Raw genomic sequence first — 18,921 nt, forward strand, 5'->3', positions numbered from 1 at the left:
TCAAAACCTTGGCTGAACCACCCACAAAAAAAAGACCGCCGAACTTGATGCTCGGCGGTCTTTCGGGGGTATCCGGTCGTTCGGGGCTCGACCGGACGGAACGGGCGAGGGGGACTATTCGACCTCGCCGGTATCCTTGTCTTCGGGATCACCCGGCAGTTTTATGTTGCTGAAGGTGACCGTGCCGGTGCGGCCCTCACGGATGATCTTCTGGAATTTCTGTTCGCGCTGGGCGAGCAGGCGGGTCATGCTCTGCGGAATGCGGAAGCTTTGCGAAACGCCGTCGGGAGACTGGATGTTCTGGTAGGTCGGTTCGCGCACGCCGCCGGCAAGATCGGCGATGTCGTGCTCGGATACCGCCGCCTTCATATCGGAGGTGGCAGCCAGGATTTCGCTGGTTTCAGTGTCGGCATACCGGGCGAGGTGTTCGCGCAGGTCCTTCTCGAAATCGGGGAAGTAGAACGGCGCCGCTTCCTCGTAGAAAGTCGAGACTTGCAACGTGTCGCCCTGCTTTTGGGTGCCGCGCAGCGAGTTGACGAAATCGCGGGCGCTGCGATCGAGCAGGCGGGCGACGTTGTCCGCATTGAAAGCTTCACGCTGGATCGACGGACCACCGATCTCGCCGCGCCAGAATCCGTAGATCACCGAGGGGCTTTTCCAGTTCTTGTAGACGATCTTCTCGCGGATATCGCGCGGGCTCATTTTGATCCCTTCGACCGTGATGAACTTCGCGTCGTTAAGCGGCACACCGCCGACCTCGATCTCGCGCGGCTGGCGCACCGGCCATGCGTTGGCGATCTGCTCGATCATCGCGACATTGTGGAGGTTGATCCAGTAAGCGAGCTGTTCGTTACGCGACAATTTCTGAATGTCGACCTTGTCGGCTGTCGCCTCGAGGTCTTTGCGATACTCGGTGAAGCTGGCGATGATCTCGGCATCGAGAAAGCTGAACATCAGCCGCGAGCCTTCGAGCCGGTAGCGCGAGACGTGCCCGTACTGGCGACGCGTGCCGAAGCTCGGCGGGGGCGAACCGGCGCCTTCGCGCAGGCTAGGGCCCATCGAGACGACGAGATTCTTCATGGCCTCGTCCCAGATCGAATAGTCGATCTTGTCGCTGTTAGGTTCGGCCGAGGGGGTGAAGGTTGCGAATTGCGCATCGACCGCTCCGGCGTCCTGTGCGGTAGCCGGGGAAGCGAGCAGCGCGAGCGCGCTCACGGCGGTAAGGGCAAGGGTGGGGAGGCGGGGCATTTGGGTTCAGTCCTTCCTGTTGGGCGGCCCTCTCGCGGGGCCTTTGATCGGGGGTGCTCCTTGGGGAAGGAGCGATAGGGGGCGTCACGCGGCGCAGTATCGTTGGCGAGTTGGGACCGGCTTCAAGGGGAAACCCAGAAGGGCAGAAACCGATCCCGCCTCGCACGTGATCATATAGCTCAAGGACTTATACGAGTGTTGTCGATTGTCGGATGCGGTGTGTTATTTGTCGATAACACCTGCAGTTTGTCGGTCTGACCCCCGGCTGCTTTGCACAAACGAAAAGGGCGGAGCATCAAGCCCCGCCCTTCGATACCTTGTTCAGCTTCAAATCTTACTTCGGTGCCAGCACCATCAACATCTGACGGCCTTCGAGGCGCGGGAAGGCCTCGACCTTGGCGATCTCCTCGACATCTTCCTGCACCCGCTTGAGCAGGTCCATGCCGAGGTGCTGGTGCGCCATCTCCCGCCCGCGGAAGCGTAGGGTGACCTTCACCTTGTCGCCATGTTCGATGAACTTGTTCACGTTCCGCATCTTCACGTCGTAATCGTGCGTGTCGATGTTGGGACGCATCTTCACTTCCTTGATGTCCTGCGTCTTCTGCGTCTTGCGCGCGGCGTTGGCCTTTTTCTGGGCCTCGTAGCGATACTTGCCAACATCGAGGAACTTGCACACCGGCGGGTCCGCATTGGGGGACACTTCGACGAGGTTGAGACCCTTGTCCTGGGCCTGCTCAACCGCTTCTTTGGTGTACATTACACCAAGGTTCTCGCCTTCGTCGTCAATAACGCGAACTTTCGGAACCTGGATAAACTGATCGTAGCGAGGGCCGCTTTTGACTGGCGGGGCCATCGAACGCCGAGGTGGACGGGCTATGTGAGAATCTCCTGTGGTAGCCTGAGTCTTGTGATGCGCCCTATGTAAGGCGAAATCCTTGCAAATTCTAGCGGAGTCTCAGGCCGCCTCGCGATAAAGCGGAAAGCTGACCAGTTTGTGTTTCGCGGAGAGCACGGCATCGATGCGCGATGCCGGCTGCAGGGCCTCCATGATTTCGGGCGATCCGGCATCCATGCCGCCGGTGTAGGCGCCGAAGGCTGGCAGGATCATGCGGTCGCCCCTGTCCTTTGCCCGGCTGACAACGCCGCAGGGGCGGGCGATATGGCGGTTGCGCACCTTGAGCCGCATCTTGGGGTGATAGTGGCCCGAAAGCTCGGGTCGCGTTTCGCCGCGCTTTGCTTCGTGCCGTAGCGCGATGCCATTGATCTCGAGTTCCTCGACCAGAGTCGCGCCGAACGCCCGGTGCATCTGCTCGTCGTGGTTGCCCGTGATCCACACCCATTCGAGCGCGCGGGTCAGCGATTCGAGCATCCCGGCCGCATACGGATCGAGCCGGTGCGTACCGGCATCGTCATGGAAATTGTCGCCCAGCGTAATGACTCTGCGCGCCCCGGTCGCCTTCACCGCATCGGCGACCCTCTCGAGCGTTTCGCGGCTGTCATAGGGTGGCAGCATCTGGCCGTGCTTTGCATACCAGCTGCCCTTCTCCAGATGCAGGTCGGCCACCAGCAGCGCGCGCTCGCGCGGCCAGTAAAGCGCATTGCTCTTCATCAGGACAAGCTCCTCTCCGGCAAACGGAAGAGGGGCGAACGAAACGGGAACCATGCAGCACCTCTGCCGCGCTTGACCGGCTTTGGCAAGAGCCGGATCGCCAAGACTGTGGTTGACTTGACATTTGTCAAAGCGGATGGACACAGGCGCTGTCACAGCAAGCAACGGCGAAGGGGATGGGAAGCTTAATGACCGACTGGACACCGCATACGGATCGCGCGCGCAAATGGTTTGAAAGCTTGCGCGACCAAATCTGTGCCGCATTCGAAGAGATCGAGCGCGAGGCGGGTTCGGAAGCGTCCTTCACCTACACTCCCTGGACCCGCGAGGAAGAAGGCAACGAAGATCCCGGCGGCGGCGTGCAGGGCCTGATGAAAGGCACCGTGTTCGAGAAGGTCGGCGTAAACTGCTCGACCGTGCGCGGCAACTTTCCCAAGGAGTTCGCCGGCAGCATCAACGGTGCCGATCCAGAAAACCCCGGTTTCACCGCGACCGGGATCAGCCTCGTCGCACATATGGCCAACCCGCATGTGCCCGCCGTGCACATGAACACGCGGTTCCTGACGACCGGCAAGGCATGGTTCGGCGGCGGGGCGGACCTCAATCCGCCGATCCCCTATGAGGAAGACACCGAGGAATTCCATGCCGCGATGCGCGCTGCGTGCTCGGCGCACAATCCTACCTATTACGACCGGTTCAAGAAATGGGCCGACGATTACTTCTACCTGCCCCATCGCGAGGTCCACCGCGGGGTCGGCGGGATCTTCTACGACCATCTCGAATGCGACGACGATCCGAGCTGGGAACGGAATTTCGCCTTCACGCAGGATGTCGGCAAGGCCTTCCTCGACATTTTCCCGAAGCTGGTGCGCAAACGCATGAACAGCGAATTCGATGCAGCCGACGAAGCCGCACAGCTCGAATACCGGGGGCGCTACGCCGAATTCAATCTCGTCTACGACCGCGGCACGATCTTCGGCCTGAAGACCGGCGGCAATGTCGATGCCATCCTGATGAGCCTTCCGCCGAGAGCGACGTGGAGATGACCTCGCTGGCCCTTGGGTGAAGGCCTGCCGGATCAACCAGCGGTTGATGCTGGTGGATTTTGCTCTTCCATTTCAGGATCGTGCAGCAGCTCCTTGCGGAACTTGGCGACGGTCGATTCATCGTGGCCGTAGCTGACGATGCGATAGACTTCGCGCGCAATGTTGCCGCCGCCGACGTTGCAGATGATCGTCCCGTTGTCGCTCTTGATGCCGGGCGCGTGGGCGCCGATCCAGTCGTGATTCTCGATTGTCGTCTCGATGCGGCAATCCTCCGGAATCCTGATCCCCATCTCCGCCAGGAATTCGCGGGGGTGGCCAAGGAACTTCAGATACTCGTCAGGAGTGCATTCCCAGAAATGCACGTGAAACGGCTCGTCACGGATAATCTTCGAGCGGGCGGATAGATCGACGATCTTTGTGGGCATGGTAGTGGCCTCGTCTGGAGTTAAGCGGGCGCCGAAGTGGCAGGGCGGGCGGCCTCGCGCATTGTCGTGTCGGTATCGTTGCTTTCAGTGGCGATCTGCGGACATCGCCGACATGCGGCGATGCGCTCCTGCTTGAACCATCGGCAGTCGCGACGGATAGTACAGGGCGGCAACTTCTCCGCGACCGGCTCGAGCATTCCGACCAGCCGGGTCGCCAGTTCGCAATCGCTTCCGTTGAAATGGGCGCAAGAGCTCTCTTGGCACGCTCCGGCGAAACGAAGGACCCGCGTCGGCTCGACGTCTCCGGTCTTGGCCAGGAATTCCGGGGTTACCGGTACGGGCTCTTCCAACCACCGTACACGCCTCCCGCGCCCATTGGACCGAGTTACGATGCCGAACGCTCGCGCGTCATCCGCGTCCGCCGGAGCGCTGGGACACAGGACAGGCCTGCGCCCAGGCGTCGGCTGGCCGGTCATCGGACGATGCGCGGATCGATCGGTCCGATAAATCCGACGATGTACGGATTCTTGAAACCCTCTGCGACCGAGAGCTCGGGACCTTCGATCTTCATGACCGCAGGCTTGAAGTCGCCGCTGAGTTGACCGGTTACCTTTTCGGCGAGCTTGAACGCTTCGTCTTTGCCGTACCAATCAGGCGGAAGGAAGCCGTAAATAATTCGACCCTTGCCAATGTCAGTTCCCTTGAGAGCTTCTGCAATTGCAGAGTCGAGGTTAGCTAAAGATACACGGTCTTCCATAAATTCTCCTATCAAAACGCTTTGCGACTCGGAGATTATGTTGCCGTGTCAATGTGAATGAAATTCGTTGTGAATCAAGACCGCGAATCGTTGTATTTATATTGACTCGATATTCTGTATTTGCACAATTTCGGAAAATATTTTCTTGGATATGGGTAGGTTGAATTCACCGCCATAGAGAATCTGTCCCGCGCAAGCGGAGGCAACGGCAAAGTGCCGGGCCGATGCGAATGGGAAATGCCTTGCCTCGAAGTCGGTTAAGGCAGCGGCTCGTAGACCCGGACCCAGTCGACATACATGGCGACTTCGCCCGCCTTGATCTGGTCGACGGTCGATTGCGGCATTCCGTTGTAGGGTTTCTCGATCATGTTGGTCTTGTAGGGGTAGGCACCGCCGAGCGCGAAATTGAGGATCAGGAATTTGGGCGTGTCGAACCGCCATTCACCATAGCGTTCGACCATCGGTCGTGACGCGCGGTAGGTGAGGCGTCCGTCGACTTCGAACAGGATCGCGTCTTTGGTCCATTCGATCGTATAGACGTGCCAGCCGGTTGCGTCCGTCCCTTCGTCGAAAAAGAATTTGTTCACGATCGGGGTATCGCCCGAATAGCCCGGTCCGTGGAGTGCCACACCGGTCCAGTCCTTTTCGCCGACATATTCCATGATGTCGATTTCCCCGGTGTCCGGCCAGCGACCATTGCCGAGCATCCAGAAGGCCGGCCACACGCCCTCGGCATCGGGCATCTTTATGCGCGCCTCGACCCGGCCATAGGTGAAGTCCGCCTTGCCGCGCGAATTGATCCGGCCCGAGATGAAATCGGCCTTGCGATCTTTTTTGGTGTCGACGCCGGGTTTGTAGACGGGGCGCAGCACCAGCGCGCCGCCATCCGCTCCTTCGACCTCGTCGGTGAACTGGATCGTCTCCGGACTGTCGACATAGGCCTGCTGTTCGTTGTTCACCCAGAAGTCCATGCCGACGACGTTCCAGGTCTTCCGATCGAGCTCGCCGGCGTTGAATTCTTCCGCAAATACCAGCTCCCGCGCTTCGGCGCTGGCCGATATTGCGTGATCGTCCGAGGCTGCCGCTGGCGGGGCGAGCAAGGCGGCCGAGAGTATCGTAAGCTTTGGAGCGGCAAAGTGCATGAATGTTCTCCCAATTGCTGCGCCGGACCCTAGCATGACGCAGCGTCGGCGCCACCGCTGCGCAGACGAATTCATGCGCATGCAATTCGCGCTTGCTCCCGCCCGCGCCGGGGCACATATCTAAGTCAATGCTGCGCCAGTATGAACTCGTTGAGAAGGTCAAGGACTATGACCCCGACGCCGACGAGGCGGCGCTCAACCGCGCCTATGTCTACACCGTGCAAAAACACGGCACGCAGAAGCGCGCGAGCGGCGATCCGTATTTCTCGCACCCGATCGAAGTTGCGGGGTTGATGACCGACCTCCAGCTCGACGAGAAAACCATCATCACCGCGCTGCTCCACGACACGGTCGAGGATACGCTGGCGACGATCGACGATATCGAGCAGCATTTCGGCCACGAAGTCGCGCGGCTGGTCGACGGGGTGACCAAGCTTTCCAAGATCGAAGCCATGCCCGAAGACGAGCGGGCGGCCGAGAACCTGCGCAAGTTCCTGCTCGCCATGAGCGAGGACATTCGCGTGCTGCTGGTGAAGCTCGCCGACCGGCTGCACAACATGCGCACGCTGCACTTCATCAAGTCGCCCGAGAAACGCCAACGCATCGCGCGCGAGACGATGGATATCTACGCGCCGCTCGCCGAGCGTGTGGGGATGTACGAATATATGCGCGAAATGCAGCTGCTTGCCTTCGAGCAGCTCGAGCCAGAAGCCTTTGCCACGATCTCCAAACGGCTCGAAGAATTGCGCGGGCAGGATGGCGGCCAGGTCGATGCGATCGCGCTCAAGATCAAGCAGGCGCTGGCCGAAGCGGGACTGCAGGTCGAGGTGTCGGGGCGCGAGAAGCACCCCTATTCGATCTGGAACAAGATGTCGGAGCGCCATGTCAGCTTCGAACAGGTGACCGATATCATGGCGTTCCGCGTCATCACGGAAACGGAGGCGGATTGTTATCGCGCCCTGGGCATCCTGCACACGACGTGGCAATTTCTTCCAGGCCGTTTCAAGGATTACATTTCCACCCCGAAATCGAACGGTTATCGCTCGCTTCACACCTCGCTGATGTACGAGAATTCGATGCGGGTGGAGGTGCAGATCCGCACCCGGCAGATGCACCAGCGCAACGAATTCGGGCTCGCGGCGCACTGGGCCTACAAGCAGCATGACAAGGCCGACGGGCAGGTCGGCTGGCTGCGTGATCTGATCGAGATCGTCGATGCGAGCCACGATGCCGAGGAACTGCTCGAGCATACGCGGATGGCGATCTACCAGGATCGCATCTTCGCGTTCACGCCCAAGGGCGCGCTGTTCCAATTGCCGAAGGGGGCGACCTCGGTCGATTTCGCTTTCGCGGTTCACACCGATCTCGGGCTTTCCTGCGTCGGCGCGAAGATCAACGGGCGGCACATGCCGCTGCGCACCCCGCTCAACAACGGCGATGTGGTCGAGATCATCAAGGGCTCGGCCGCCGAGCCTCAGCTATCGTGGCTGGGCTTCGTCGTCACCGGCAAGGCGCGCGCCTCGATCCGCCGCGCGGTGCGCCTCAAGGAGCGCGCCGAGGTGGCCGATATCGGCTCAAAACTGTTCGACGAGATCGCCTCGCGCGTGCCCGCCCGGATCGGGCGCAAAGCGATCCGCGACGCGATCGAACGACTGGGAATGGATGGACCGGAAGATCTCATGTTCGCGATCGGGTCGGCCAAGCTTACCGACCGCGAGGTGATGGAAGCGCTCGTTCCCGGCTGCACCGCCGATTTCGAAGACGACGAGGACTGGCCCGCGCGCGACCGGGCGATCTCGATCAAAGGGATGACCCCGGGTGTCGGATTCGAGCTGGCGACCTGTTGCCACCCGGTGCCGGGAGACCGGATAGTCGGCCTGAGGCGCAAGGGCGAGACGGTGCTGGTGCACACGATCGACTGTCTCGAACTGGCCAACGGGGTCGATACCGACTGGCTCGACCTGTCGTGGGGCAAGCGCTCGCACGGCGCGGTCGGGCGGCTTTCGGTGACGCTTTACGACCGGCCCGGCACGCTCGCCGAAATGGCGGGCATCTTCGCGCAGAACAAGATCAACGTGACGAGCCTCGCGCAGACCCAGCTCGACCATCCGTTCACCACCTACGAGATCGACGCCGAGGTGCAGGACCTCGCGCACCTCTCACGGATATTGAGCGCGCTCAGGGCGAGCGATGCTGTGGCGCAGGCAGAGCGCATATGAAGCCGGAGCGGATCTGATGGCGATTATCGGGCTAGACCATATCCAGATCGCCATTCCCGCTGGCGGCGAGGACCGTGCGCGGCGCTTTTACGGCGACCTGCTGGGAATGCACGAGGTGCCCAAGCCCGACAATCTCTCGCCTACCGGATGCTGGTTCGAACGCGGCGGGGTGAGCCTGCATATCGGGGTCGATCCCGAGTTCGTCCCGGCGCGCAAGGCGCATCCGGCGTTTCTCGTCGATGATCTCGCGAGCCTGCGGACTCGGCTCGAAACCGCGAATATCGAGACGCATGACGACAAGCCGGTCGAAGGCTACGCGCGGTTCTTTACCTTCGATCCGTTCGGCAACCGCGTCGAATTCATGCAGCGCGGCGAGACCTGACCGGATTCCCCAAGGGTAGCGGCGAAACAGGATGATCATCGACACCCAGCTCAATGATGGACTTCCGATCTGCATTCGTGAAGTCGACGCCGGAGACGAAGCCCGCTTGCGGGAAGGAATCGCCAAACTCTCGAGCCGGTCCCGCTACCTGCGGTTCTTCTCCGGCATGCGCGAGCCGCCGCAGCACGTGCTTGATGCGTTGCTGGATGTCGATGGATACCGACACATCGCCTGGGGCGCGATTGCTGTGCGCGAGCCGGGTCAACCGGCGCTCGGCGTGGTCCACGCGTTCCGGGATGAAGACGATCCTTCGGTCGCGGAATTCTCGGTCGCGGTTATCGACGCTCATCACGGGAAGGGGCTGGCACGCCTCCTGACCGCAGTGCTGCTGCTTGATTGCCGGAGCGAGGGGCTCGAGACGCTGGACTGCCATGTACTTCCAGACAATGAAGCTGCTCTCGCGCTGGCCCGCTCGCTCGGCGGCAGACAAGCCGGTCAGGAACGAGGAGTGGTGCATTTCGAGATTGAAATCCTCGCCGCGATCGAGGCTCTGAAAGCCGAAACCGATGTCCGTGGTCTGGCCGCTGTGTTTCGCGCGTGGGACGAGCGCTCGGACTAAATCGTCAGAGACACCGGAATGCTGTCCCCGGGCGCAATCCCTTCGGCACGCATCACCTTCTTGCTGACCAGCAGCACCCATTCGGATTGCTTGCGCTGGGGGAAGACCGAAGTTGTCCACTCGGTTGCACCGATCCGCGCGATTACCTTGACCGAGCCGAACCCGCGTTGACGCCCGAATTCGAGCCGGTGCATCATCGCATGCGCCGCAATGGCTTCAGCCTCGGCGCCGGTGAAAGCGACGAGGTGGTAGACCGCCTTCTCGCCCTGCCAACGCTTGAGTGGCAGGATGGTGGAGAGGGTTTCACTCACCCGCCACCGGCCGGATCGGGACCGGGATGTTGCAGATATCCGCCCCGCCTGCCGGCACGATGAAGAACGGATCGCGGCGGTAGGCGCGCGCCTCGGCATATTTGGCGAAGGTCTCGCCTTCGGTGGAGAGATATTCGAAACCCGGGCGCTCGCTCTCGGGCAGGTCGGAGGCGACGCGGACCGACAGGATCGGGGTGCGCTTGTCGGCCTCTTCCTCTGTGTAGAAGCCCAGCACACCCGAGCCGCGCGGCAACGAGGAGAGGTGCTCCATCCCGCTGACGATCCTCCCGACCAGCGCAATGTTGCGATCGAGATGGCGCGGTGCATGGCCGATCACGGTGTAGAGTTCCGCGCCCGATCCGGTGTCGGGCGAGTAGTTCCGTCCGACGCCGACCATTCCGTAGCAGTGGATGGGCCAGAATCTGTTCTTCTTGTCTGCCTCGCTACCCATGGTTCCCGTGATCGGCCAACCTAGGGAAAGCGTGGCGATTTGACCGTAGTTGTCTCCGATCTTCGGGCTCATTTCTGAAGGGGCCTCGCCGGTCTCCAGCGCCTCTGCGAATTCGTCCGGGATGGCAACTCCGCCGCTGGCGGCTATCATCGCATTGCGCATCATCATCGCGCCCAGCGTGTAATTGAATCTCGGACGACCCCGCGGATCGGGAATACTAAGAAGTCCGGTCGCAGCGTATTCATCCTCTCCCATTACCCGAAGCCCCTCTGGCAGCGGTTTCTGCTCAACCTCGCCGCTCTCCGGATTGTCGTATCCCGGATCGCCCCACTGGACGACGTAATTGTCCTGCACGCGGTTGACGCTGATCCCGTCGTACCACTGCGCGCGGGCGAGGGTGCGGATGTTCTCGACCCACCCTTGCGAGAACGGCGCGGGCATCAGCTGGATCACCACCTCACGCGCCGATCCATCCGTGGCGGGCGCGAGCGTCATCACCAGCAGGTCCTCAGCCGGGATCGCCACCCACTCGTCGAGAGCAGCGGTCTCGACGATCTGGTTGGGCGAGGTCGCACCCTCGGGTTCCTCCTGGGCGGAAGCGGGCAAGGCAAGGGCGAGAGCGGCGCTGGCGGCAAGCAAAGGTTTCTTCATGCCCGATGTTTGGCACTCGGCGCGAAGCGCCGCAAGGCCAACCGGCCGCCCGCAGCATTGCGACCGTCAGGTCGCATGAGCGAGGAAAGAAAAGAGCTCCCAAACAAAAACCCCTTTCCGCGCGTTTTTGAGGGCGGAAAGGGGCTCTTGGGATACAGCGTTCGCAGGGAATGCCATTCCGCGCAGCGCTGCCCAATGCGACTCGTATAGCATTTTTTTCGCGCTAACGCTTCGCTGCTTGAGCGCTTTTTTCGCGCGTATCGTCGCAAGCCTTCGCCGCGCCTTGCGGAGCCGGGCTTTCATGGCTAGAGGCAGCGCGTCTTTGTCCCGGGCAGCCCCGCGCTCAAGCAGTGCAGCGGTAGCGCGACAAACGACACGCGGAGCAGTGGCCGAGTGGTCGAAGGCGCACGCCTGGAAAGTGTGTATACGGCAACCCCGTATCGAGGGTTCGAATCCCTCCTGCTCCGCCACCTTCTTCGAAAAAGATCTTAAGATCGTCGTCCTGGGGGATCGGGTCCCTGATCCGCCGCCAATTTCTTCGCGTTACCGATTGGGAAACCGGCTGTCCGAATTCGGGCTGATCAGGAGGTGTTGCCGGTCTCCAGCATCGCCGGCACCTGCTCGGACATCACGATCTCTGCATATTTGGCGCCCAGATCGCGCAGGTTCTGCCCGTGGAAATCCGTATTCCGGTCTGCGCAGGCATCGCTGACGACGAACGGGACATAGCCGTATTGAAGAGCGTCGAGCGCGCTGGCACGCACGCAACCGGAGGTCGAGAAACCGCCGATGAAGAGCGTATCGACCCGGTGTGTGCGCAGCCATTCGTCGAGTGCCGTCCCGAAGAACGCCGACGGATACTGCTTCATGAAGACGGGATCGTCCGCAGCGGGCTCAAGATCGGCGGGGAAGGCGCCAAGCGGGCTATCGCCGATGAAGACTTCCAGTACAGGCACTTTCCGGAAGAAATGGCCACCGTCGGCGCCGTTCGGCTGGTAGCGCACTCCGGTCCAGATCACCGGGAGGCCGCGCGAACGGAAATCGGCGGCCAATTCGGCCATTCGTTCGGCCGCTGCCTGCCCGCTTTCGAGATAGAGCGGAGATTTCGGCTCGACATAGGCGGCCACCGGATCGACCAGCAGCAGTGCGGGCGATTTGCCCGGCTCCAGGCGTCCCGAAAAGGCGCTGTGCCAGTCCGTCATTCAGATTGCCGCAGTCTCTGCCAGCCGGGCTATATCCTTTTCCCCCATTCCCAGCAGCTCACCGAATATTTCGGCATTGTGCATGCCTGGCGATGCCGGGGCGGGGCGTCGGATGCCCGAAGGGGTGGCCGAGAGTTTGGGAAAGGCGTTCTGCATCTTGAGTTTGCCATGACCCTCGGTTTCGACCTCGATGATCGCCTCGCGCGCCTTGAAGTGCGGATCCGCCAGCATGTCCCTGGCGGTGTACACCCTGCCCGCCGGTATTGAATGCTCGATCATGAGCGCGTCGACCTCCGCGATGGTGAGTGTCGCGGTCCAGGCGTTGATCAGCTCGTCGAGTTCGGTCTGGTTTTGTCCGCGCGCAATATGGGTCGCATAGCGCGGATCGTCGGCCAGATCGGGGTGCCCCATCGCCTGTGCGAGGCGCGCGAAGATCGCGTCCTTGTTCGCCCCGATCATGAACGGGCCGTCCTTGCAGGTGTAGACGTTGGACGGCGCGATGCCGGGCAGGATCGAGCCCGAACGTTCGCGGATGAAACCGTTGTAATCGTATTCGGGGACGAGGCCTTCCATCACCTGCAGCACGGCTTCGTAGAGCGCGGTGTCGATCACCTGGCCTTGGCCGGTCTTTTCGCGGTGGTGCAGTGCGGCGAGCACGCCCATACAGCCATAGGTCGCACACAAAGTGTCGCCGATCGAGATGCCCATGCGGGCAGGCGGGCGGTCGGGTTCGCCGACGATGTAGCGCCATCCGCCCATCGCTTCGCCGATCCCGCCGAAACCCGCGCGGTCCGAATACGGACCGTCCTGTCCGTATCCCGACATGCGGGCGATGATCAGTCCGGGATTGTCCTCGAGCAGGACCTCGGGCGACAGGCCCCATTTCTCGAGCGTGCCGGGCTTGAAGTTCTCGACCAGCACATCCGCCTTCGCGATCAGCTTTCGCGCGAGCTCCTGCCCCTCCGGGATGCGCAGGTTGCAGGTGACCGAGCGCTTGTTGCGGCCGATCACTTCCCACTGAACCTTTTCCTGGCCCTGGCCCCACAGACGCATGGGATCGCCTGCACCGGGCGGTTCGATCTTGATGACATCCGCACCCATATCGCCGAGCAGCTGGCCGCAGAACGGGCCTGCCAGAAGCTGCCCCATCTCGACGACGCGGATGTCGGAGAGCGCTCCGGTCATTCCGCAGCCTCCGCCAGCGAGCTGTCATGCCATTCCGGCTGGATCGGGGCGGGGAGGCCGGTTTCCTCTTCGCACTTGGCGCGCAGTTCCTCGATGCCGGGGCCGTAATCGAACAGCGGCAACTCGCCGCGTCCGGCTTTCATCTCGGAGCGCAGCGCCTCGGTCGCAGCGGCGTCGACCACGCCGTTCTCGCTGGCAACCACGCCATAGGCCTTGGCGCCCTCGGCGGTGACGAGGCCCTGCCGGATTTCAAGGCCGACCAGTTCGGGATCGCGCTCGAGCGGGTCACCCCAGCCACCGCCGCCCCAGGTGATGAAATGCAAGAGGTCGCCCGCCCGCACCTCGACGTCCTCGACCTTGTTGCCGACGATTTCGGTGCTGCCGTCTCCGCGCTCGATCACCTTCCTGGCGCGAACGCCAGGGTGGCCGCCATTGACGCCCCATGGCGGCACGAACCAGCGGTCGTCGTGGATCGCGATGTTGCCATCGGCGAGAAAACGATAGGTCATGTGGATGCCGTTGCCGCCGCGATGCAGACCAGCGCCGCCGCTGTCGGGCTCGGTCGAATAACGCTCGATCCGCAGCGGGAAATAGCGCTCGAGGAACTCGTTTGGCACGTTGGTGAAGCCCGGCCACAGCGAGTGGCCGTCCGGCCCGTCGCCCAGCGGTCGGCCCGGAATGCCGCCGAAGCCGATCTGGAACAGCTGGAACCACTCGCGGTCCCCGTTCTTGGCCTTGCCGTCGCGCTGATCCCATCCCGAATAGAACAGGTGCGGAGAAGAGCTGAAACCGGCGGCGTTGAGGAACTCGGGTGTCCCCTGTCCGAGCAGACCCCCGAGAATGTCGAAGATCCGCCCCAGCGCATGGGTGCGACCCGAGAGCGCGGCGGGAAATTGCGGCTTCAGCAGCGATCCTTCGGGTATCCGTACCTCGATCAGGTCGTAGAACCCGTCGTTGAACAGGATCTGCGGGTCGAAGACCATGATCATGTAAATGCCGAAGAACATCTTGAACATGTTCTCGTTGAGATAGAAGTTGATCGAGGCGGCCGATTGCGGGTCGGTGCCGTCGAAATCGAGGATCACCTTCTCGCCCTCGCGCCACATCGTGCACTTGATCTTGTAGGGGCCGTAGCCCTTTCCATCGTCGCAGATGTAGTCCTCGAAACTGGCGGGTTTTTCGGCCACCGCCATGCCGATCAGCGCCTTCATCGCTCGGTAGTTGCGGTCGAGCAGCTCCTGCGTAGCGGAATAATACACATCGTCGCCGAAGCGCTCGGCCATCTCGACCACGCGGTTTGCTGCAACGCGGCACGAAGCGATCAGCGCATTGAGGTCCGCCTGGCACCAGTCGGGCTTGCGGGTCTGGTGCATGACGAGCTTCATCAGGTCGTCGTTATATTGGCCCTTCTTCCAGATCTTCACCGGCGGGATGCGCACGCCTTCCTCGAAGATCGAGCTTGCCCCGATCGGCATCGAGCCGGGGACCATGCCGCCGATATCCGACTGGTGGCCGAACATTGCGGTGTAGGCGATCAGGCGACCGTCCTTGAACACCGGCAGCAGCACCAGCCAGTCGTTCGAGTGGCTGATCGCGCCCTCGCACGAATAGGGGTCCGACAGGAAGATCATGTCACCGTCTTCGAGCGTGTTGTCATAGCCCTTTAGAAAGCCGTCGATGAAGCTGCCGAACTGGCCGACGATCATTTTGCCCGATGGATCGGCGATCAGCGGGAAGGCGTCGCCCTGTTCGCGGATGCCGGGCGACATCGCGGTGCGCACCAAAGTCGCATCCATCTCGATGCGCGCGTTACGCAGCGCGTTCTCGATGATGTCGAGCGTGACCGGGTCGATGTCGACCTTCTTGAAGGGGGTTTCGTTGGTCTCGATGATTTGTGCCGGCATCGGTTCAGCCCTCCGCGCTGTCGGTTTCTTGGGGGTTGATGAGGATATTGCCCACGGCGTCGATGGTGGCGACGCAGCCGCTTTCGACCAACGTGGTCGAATCCATTTCGGTTATGATTGCAGGGCCGGGGATCGTGTCTCCCTGCCGGAGTTTTGAGCGGTCGTAGATCACCGCCGCCTGCTCCTTGCCATCCATCCACAGCGAGTGGTCGCGGATCTTCGCGGCGGAAGGATCGCCATCGCCCTTGGGCAGTTCGGCAGCCGGCAGGGCGGGGGCCTGACCCAGAGCGACCGCGCGCAGGTTCACGATCTCGTGCGGGGTATCCATGTTGAAAGTGAACAGCCGCAAGTGCTCCTCGTCGAAGCGCTTGAGGATGCCCTCGATCCCGTCCTTTTCGAGCACCGTCTTGTCGATCGTAAGCGGCACTTCGAAAGCCTGTCCGGCATAGCGGACGTCGACTTCGAACTGGGTCGTGATCTGGTCCTCGGCAACGCCATCTGCGAGCAATTCGCCGCGCGTCTGGTCGGCCATTTCGTCGAGCACGGTTTCGAGATCTGCGATGGAGGTGTCCTTCGCCAGCTTCGAGAAACTGCGCGCAGTCTCGGTCCGCATCTGCGTGGTGGCGTCACCGAGTGCGCAGAGCACTCCGGGGGAGACCGGCGAGACGGCAGGCCAGCTGCCCATCAGCTTGGCAACCGCGTTCACATGGAGCGGTCCGGCTCCGCCGAAGCCCATCAGCGCGAACTCGCGCGGATCGTAGCCCTGCTGGACGCTGATCATTCGAAGCGCGCCGAACATGTTTTCGTTGACGATGTCGATGATGCCGCGTGCCGCCTCCATCAGCGACACGCCGAGCGCGTCGGCGATGGTTTGCACCGCCTTCTTCGCGCCTTCGCGGTCGAGCTTGAAGCTGCCGCCGAGCAGGTCTTCGGGCAGGTAGCCGAGCACCACATTGGCATCGGTCACGGTCGGCAGTTCGCCGCCCTTGTTGTAGGCCACCGGGCCGGGCACCGCGCCCGCGCTTTCGGGGCCGACGCGCAGCGCCTTGGTCAGTTCGGGAACATGGGCGATCGAGCCGCCGCCCGCGCCCACCGTTTTCACATCGAGCGCCGAAGCGCGGACCGAGAGGTGCCCGACATCGGTGGTGCGCACTCGCCGCGCCTCGAGGCCCTCGATCAGCGCGACATCGGTCGAGGTGCCGCCGACATCGAGCGTCAGGATGTTTGTGAGTCCTGCATTCTTTGCGACCCAAAGGGCTCCGGTTACGCCGCCTGCCGGACCGGACATCAGGATATTGACCGGGTGTTCTTCGGCCTTCTGGCTGCTCATCAGTCCGCCATCCGAACGCAGCAGTGACAGGCGGCCTTCCAGTCCCTGGTCTTCAAGTTTGGTGCGCAGGTTGGAAACGTATTTGCTCACCACGGGTCGCACCGCCGCGTTGGCGACGGTCGAAAGCGTGCGTTCGTATTCCTGCATTTCCGGCAGGACCTCGTGGCTAAGCGACACCGGCACGCCCGGAAGTTCCTCGGTGGCGATTTCGCCAATGCGTTTTTCGTGCGCACCGTTCACATAGGCGTTGATCAGGCTGACGGTGAGCGCCTCGATCCCCTGTCCCTTGAGCTTGCGAAGCGCAGCACGCACCGCGTCTTCATCGAGCGGGCGGACTTCCTCACCATCGGCACCCATCCTGCCAGGGACCTCGACCGTGTCTTCAAGGTGCGCGAGCGGCTGGGGCTTGGGCCAGACGATCCACGCCGCGAGCCCGCCGGGCACGAAGCTGCGCGCGATTTGCATGATATCGCGGTAACCCTCGGTCGTTACCAGGCCGACCTTGGCGCCCTTGCCTTCGAGGACGGCGTTGGTTGCAACCGTGGTCCCGTGGAGGAAATAAGCGATCTCGCCGGCCGGAACCCCGGCTTCTTCGGTGATCGCCTTCACGCCGTTGAGGATGCCTTCCGAGCTGTCGTGCGGGGTCGAAGGCGTCTTGTGGCGCCAGAACTTGCCGTTCTTCTCGTCGAACAGCAGCAGATCGGTGAAGGTTCCCCCCACGTCGACACCCAGTCTGTAAGTCATAGTTTCTCCGTGGCTTCAAATGGGTCAGGCCGCGCGCGCGACCAGGGATGGCAATTCACGGCCCAGCTTTTCGGCGAACCAGTGGTTGGTGGCGATGGCTGCTTCGAGATCGACGCCGCTGTCGATGCCCGAACGTTCCATCAGGTAGATTAGGTCCTCGGTCGCGATGTTCCCGGTCGCCTTGGGGGCGAAGGGACAACCGCCGAGCCCGCCGAGCGAGGCGTCGAACACGCGTACGCCTGACTGATACGCCGCCCAGGCGTTGGCGATGCCGGTCCCCCGGGTGTTGTGGAAATGACAGCGCATCGGGATTGTGTCGCCGAGCAGTTCGCCGAGCCGGCCGAACAGGTCGCTGACCTGTGCCGGCGTGCCGACACCGATCGTATCGGCGAGAGCGATCTCGTCGGGTGCCTCGGCCGCCATTTCCCCTGCGATGGCGAGCACGGTCTCCGGCTTGACTTCGCCTTCGAACGGGCAGCCAAACGCGGCGCTGATCGTGACCTGCGCGCGCAGACCTTCGGCCTTGGCGAAGCGGATCATGTCGCGGTTCTCGGCGATACCCTGCTCGATGGTCTGGCCCTGGTTCTTCTGGCCGAAGGTGTCGCTGGCGACGAGCACGTAGCCAACCTGGTCGATCCCGCGCATTCCTCCTTCGCGAGTGGCCAGAGCCCGCATCACCCCACGCTTGTTCAAAGTGAGGCCGATATAGGTCACGTCGTCGCGGTCGGGCAGGGCGGCGATCACCGCTTCGGCATCGGCCATTTGCGGGACGCGTCGCGGATGAACAAAGCTCGCAACCTCCAGCCTGCGTGCACCATAGCCGATCATGCGCTCGATCAGCCCCAGTTTGACCTCCGTCAGCACCGTTTCAGGCTCGTTCTGTAGCCCGTCGCGCGCTCCAACTTCGACCAATTCGATCGTATCGGTGTGATTTGTATACATTTTTCAGGCAGCGTCTTTATCGATCGACGGGAGGCCCCGATGCGCGTCAGCATAGGCGTGGAAGGCGCGCCGGATATGCGCGGCCATGATCGCTTCGGCCCATGCGCCATCGCGGCGGGCGAAGGCGGCGAGGAGGTCGTCGTGTTCGCTATGGGAGCTGTTAAACGCCTCTTTCCCGTAGTGTTGGGCGGTACGCCAGACGACCGGCTGCTCGATCAGCGCGCCGAGCAGGCTTATGAGACGACGCGAATCAGCTGCTTCCAGAATGATTTCGTGGAAACGTTTGTTGTATTCCAGAAACGCTGAAACATCGGGCGCTTTTCCGCGGATTGCAGTGTAAATAGCTGAATTGCATGAGCGAAGACGATCTAGAGTGCGGTCATCCATGCGCTCCGCAGCACGTTTTGCCGCATAGCCTTCGATCATTGCCCGCAGCTCGAACGCGTCGGCGACGTCGCCCAGCGACCAGTCGGCGACGAAGCTGCGCTGCGACTCGTTCTTGCGCACCAGCAATTCGGCTTCGAGTCGGCGCAAGGCATCGCGCACCGGTGTTCGCGACACTCCGCAACGCTCCGCCAGGGCTTCCTCGCTAAGCTGCTCGCCCGAGGATAGCTCGCCCGACAGAATCATCGCGCGGATAGTGTCATATGCTCTGTCGGAGGCCTTGGCCACGAATGCACCCTTTGTCTTGACTCGGCCAAATTGTATACAATAAGAGCAGGTCAGCGCAACAGGTTCGAAAAAAAGAGCCAGG

Annotated in this window: 18 protein-coding genes and 1 tRNA gene; 5 read left to right on the forward strand and 14 right to left on the reverse strand. The window is 62.1% G+C overall.

Features of this window, described 5'->3' with window-relative positions:
• Window positions 1-114: 114 nt before the first annotated feature.
• The 3 genes from ACI5KX_RS04810 to pdeM all read right to left on the reverse strand — a co-directional run bounded on the left by ACI5KX_RS04810 (window position 115) and on the right by pdeM (window position 2,911).
• Window positions 115-1,248 (reverse strand): DUF547 domain-containing protein, encoded by a 1,134-nt coding sequence (locus ACI5KX_RS04810; RefSeq protein ID WP_406809536.1) that lies wholly within the window; start codon window positions 1,246-1,248, stop codon window positions 115-117.
• 334 nt (window positions 1,249-1,582) lie between these two features.
• The gene (infC, locus tag ACI5KX_RS04815; RefSeq protein ID WP_406809537.1) at window positions 1,583-2,101 is read right to left on the reverse strand and encodes a translation initiation factor IF-3; all 519 of its coding nucleotides are present in this window, start codon (window positions 2,099-2,101) and stop codon (window positions 1,583-1,585) included.
• A gap of 102 nt (window positions 2,102-2,203) precedes the next feature.
• Window positions 2,204-2,911, reverse strand: a complete 708-nt coding sequence (gene pdeM, locus ACI5KX_RS04820) for a ligase-associated DNA damage response endonuclease PdeM (protein ID WP_406809538.1) — start codon at window positions 2,909-2,911, stop codon at window positions 2,204-2,206.
• A gap of 134 nt (window positions 2,912-3,045) precedes the next feature.
• Between pdeM and hemF the strand changes: the two genes are divergently transcribed.
• On the forward strand, window positions 3,046-3,903 hold the full coding sequence (gene hemF, locus ACI5KX_RS04825; protein WP_406809539.1) for an oxygen-dependent coproporphyrinogen oxidase: 858 nt from the start codon (window positions 3,046-3,048) through the stop codon (window positions 3,901-3,903).
• A 32-nt stretch (window positions 3,904-3,935) separates the two neighbouring features.
• Here the strand turns inward: hemF and ACI5KX_RS04830 are convergent, their stop codons facing one another.
• The 3 genes from ACI5KX_RS04830 to ACI5KX_RS04840 all read right to left on the reverse strand — a co-directional run bounded on the left by ACI5KX_RS04830 (window position 3,936) and on the right by ACI5KX_RS04840 (window position 6,227).
• Complete coding sequence (locus tag ACI5KX_RS04830) at window positions 3,936-4,328, reverse strand: hypothetical protein (RefSeq protein ID WP_406809540.1); 393 nt, start codon at window positions 4,326-4,328, stop codon at window positions 3,936-3,938.
• A gap of 472 nt (window positions 4,329-4,800) precedes the next feature.
• Window positions 4,801-5,085, reverse strand: a complete 285-nt coding sequence (locus tag ACI5KX_RS04835; protein ID WP_406809541.1) for a hypothetical protein — start codon at window positions 5,083-5,085, stop codon at window positions 4,801-4,803.
• Between the two features lie 257 nt (window positions 5,086-5,342).
• A complete protein-coding gene (locus tag ACI5KX_RS04840; RefSeq protein WP_406809542.1) occupies window positions 5,343-6,227 on the reverse strand; it encodes a family 16 glycosylhydrolase in 885 nt (294 codons plus the stop codon).
• A 128-nt stretch (window positions 6,228-6,355) separates the two neighbouring features.
• Here ACI5KX_RS04840 and ACI5KX_RS04845 point away from each other — a divergent pair, with 128 nt between their 5' ends.
• Genes ACI5KX_RS04845 through ACI5KX_RS04855 form a run of 3 tightly spaced genes read left to right on the forward strand, consistent with a single transcriptional unit; the run spans window position 6,356 to window position 9,447 of the window.
• The gene (locus ACI5KX_RS04845) at window positions 6,356-8,446 is read left to right on the forward strand and encodes a RelA/SpoT family protein (protein WP_406809543.1); all 2,091 of its coding nucleotides are present in this window, start codon (window positions 6,356-6,358) and stop codon (window positions 8,444-8,446) included.
• 16 nt (window positions 8,447-8,462) lie between these two features.
• The gene (locus ACI5KX_RS04850) at window positions 8,463-8,828 is read left to right on the forward strand and encodes a VOC family protein (protein ID WP_406809544.1); all 366 of its coding nucleotides are present in this window, start codon (window positions 8,463-8,465) and stop codon (window positions 8,826-8,828) included.
• Between the two features lie 31 nt (window positions 8,829-8,859).
• A complete protein-coding gene (locus tag ACI5KX_RS04855) occupies window positions 8,860-9,447 on the forward strand; it encodes an N-acetyltransferase family protein (RefSeq protein WP_406809545.1) in 588 nt (195 codons plus the stop codon).
• Here ACI5KX_RS04855 and ACI5KX_RS04860 read toward each other — a convergent pair.
• Complete coding sequence (locus tag ACI5KX_RS04860; RefSeq protein WP_406809546.1) at window positions 9,444-9,758, reverse strand: DUF1905 domain-containing protein; 315 nt, start codon at window positions 9,756-9,758, stop codon at window positions 9,444-9,446. The two genes, ACI5KX_RS04855 and ACI5KX_RS04860, sit on opposite strands and share 4 nt — an antisense overlap.
• Window positions 9,751-10,860, reverse strand: a complete 1,110-nt coding sequence (locus ACI5KX_RS04865) for a peptidylprolyl isomerase (protein ID WP_406809547.1) — start codon at window positions 10,858-10,860, stop codon at window positions 9,751-9,753. Before ACI5KX_RS04865 ends, ACI5KX_RS04860 begins: the two co-directional genes overlap by 8 nt.
• 379 nt (window positions 10,861-11,239) lie before the next feature.
• On the opposite strand from ACI5KX_RS04865, the gene ACI5KX_RS04870 reads away from it, so the two are divergent.
• Window positions 11,240-11,330, forward strand: a tRNA-Ser gene (locus ACI5KX_RS04870).
• A 111-nt stretch (window positions 11,331-11,441) separates the two neighbouring features.
• On the opposite strand, the gene ACI5KX_RS04875 is transcribed toward ACI5KX_RS04870, so the two are convergent.
• The 6 genes from ACI5KX_RS04875 to ACI5KX_RS04900 are packed head-to-tail and all read right to left on the reverse strand — an operon-like array spanning window position 11,442 to window position 18,839.
• Window positions 11,442-12,062, reverse strand: a complete 621-nt coding sequence (locus ACI5KX_RS04875; RefSeq protein WP_406809548.1) for an isochorismatase family protein — start codon at window positions 12,060-12,062, stop codon at window positions 11,442-11,444.
• Window positions 12,063-13,247: a CaiB/BaiF CoA transferase family protein gene (locus ACI5KX_RS04880; RefSeq protein WP_406809549.1), complete on the reverse strand. Its 1,185-nt coding sequence runs from the start codon at window positions 13,245-13,247 to the stop codon at window positions 12,063-12,065. It lies immediately after the preceding gene.
• Complete coding sequence (locus ACI5KX_RS04885) at window positions 13,244-15,151, reverse strand: hydantoinase B/oxoprolinase family protein (protein WP_406809550.1); 1,908 nt, start codon at window positions 15,149-15,151, stop codon at window positions 13,244-13,246. Before ACI5KX_RS04885 ends, ACI5KX_RS04880 begins: the two co-directional genes overlap by 4 nt.
• Before the next feature lie 4 nt (window positions 15,152-15,155).
• On the reverse strand, window positions 15,156-17,225 hold the full coding sequence (locus tag ACI5KX_RS04890) for a hydantoinase/oxoprolinase family protein (protein WP_406809551.1): 2,070 nt from the start codon (window positions 17,223-17,225) through the stop codon (window positions 15,156-15,158).
• A gap of 24 nt (window positions 17,226-17,249) precedes the next feature.
• Window positions 17,250-18,167, reverse strand: coding sequence for a hydroxymethylglutaryl-CoA lyase (locus ACI5KX_RS04895; protein ID WP_406809552.1), 918 nt, complete (start codon window positions 18,165-18,167; stop codon window positions 17,250-17,252).
• 3 nt (window positions 18,168-18,170) lie between these two features.
• The gene (locus tag ACI5KX_RS04900) at window positions 18,171-18,839 is read right to left on the reverse strand and encodes a GntR family transcriptional regulator (protein WP_406809553.1); all 669 of its coding nucleotides are present in this window, start codon (window positions 18,837-18,839) and stop codon (window positions 18,171-18,173) included.
• Between the last annotated feature and the right edge of the window lie 82 nt (window positions 18,840-18,921).

It is taken from the genome of Erythrobacter sp. GH1-10 (assembly GCF_045363165.1).
In the GTDB taxonomy this organism is placed as follows: Bacteria; Pseudomonadota; Alphaproteobacteria; order Sphingomonadales; family Sphingomonadaceae; genus Erythrobacter.

What these genes read in the sequence shown, in the direction of transcription:
- ACI5KX_RS04810 (WP_406809536.1), bottom strand. Translation starts at nt 1,248, where the DNA reads ATGCCCCGCCTCCCCACCCTTGCCCTTACCGCCGTGAGCGCGCTCGCG.
- infC (WP_406809537.1), bottom strand. Translation starts at nt 2,101, where the DNA reads ATGGCCCCGCCAGTCAAAAGCGGCCCTCGCTACGATCAGTTTATCCAG.
- pdeM (WP_406809538.1), bottom strand. Translation starts at nt 2,911, where the DNA reads ATGGTTCCCGTTTCGTTCGCCCCTCTTCCGTTTGCCGGAGAGGAGCTT.
- hemF (WP_406809539.1), top strand. Translation starts at nt 3,046, where the DNA reads ATGACCGACTGGACACCGCATACGGATCGCGCGCGCAAATGGTTTGAA.
- ACI5KX_RS04830 (WP_406809540.1), bottom strand. Translation starts at nt 4,328, where the DNA reads ATGCCCACAAAGATCGTCGATCTATCCGCCCGCTCGAAGATTATCCGT.
- ACI5KX_RS04835 (WP_406809541.1), bottom strand. Translation starts at nt 5,085, where the DNA reads ATGGAAGACCGTGTATCTTTAGCTAACCTCGACTCTGCAATTGCAGAA.
- ACI5KX_RS04840 (WP_406809542.1), bottom strand. Translation starts at nt 6,227, where the DNA reads ATGCACTTTGCCGCTCCAAAGCTTACGATACTCTCGGCCGCCTTGCTC.
- ACI5KX_RS04845 (WP_406809543.1), top strand. Translation starts at nt 6,356, where the DNA reads ATGCTGCGCCAGTATGAACTCGTTGAGAAGGTCAAGGACTATGACCCC.
- ACI5KX_RS04850 (WP_406809544.1), top strand. Translation starts at nt 8,463, where the DNA reads ATGGCGATTATCGGGCTAGACCATATCCAGATCGCCATTCCCGCTGGC.
- ACI5KX_RS04855 (WP_406809545.1), top strand. Translation starts at nt 8,860, where the DNA reads ATGATCATCGACACCCAGCTCAATGATGGACTTCCGATCTGCATTCGT.
- ACI5KX_RS04865 (WP_406809547.1), bottom strand. Translation starts at nt 10,860, where the DNA reads ATGAAGAAACCTTTGCTTGCCGCCAGCGCCGCTCTCGCCCTTGCCTTG.
- ACI5KX_RS04875 (WP_406809548.1), bottom strand. Translation starts at nt 12,062, where the DNA reads ATGACGGACTGGCACAGCGCCTTTTCGGGACGCCTGGAGCCGGGCAAA.
- ACI5KX_RS04880 (WP_406809549.1), bottom strand. Translation starts at nt 13,247, where the DNA reads ATGACCGGAGCGCTCTCCGACATCCGCGTCGTCGAGATGGGGCAGCTT.
- ACI5KX_RS04885 (WP_406809550.1), bottom strand. Translation starts at nt 15,151, where the DNA reads ATGCCGGCACAAATCATCGAGACCAACGAAACCCCCTTCAAGAAGGTC.
- ACI5KX_RS04890 (WP_406809551.1), bottom strand. Translation starts at nt 17,225, where the DNA reads ATGACTTACAGACTGGGTGTCGACGTGGGGGGAACCTTCACCGATCTG.
- ACI5KX_RS04895 (WP_406809552.1), bottom strand. Translation starts at nt 18,167, where the DNA reads ATGTATACAAATCACACCGATACGATCGAATTGGTCGAAGTTGGAGCG.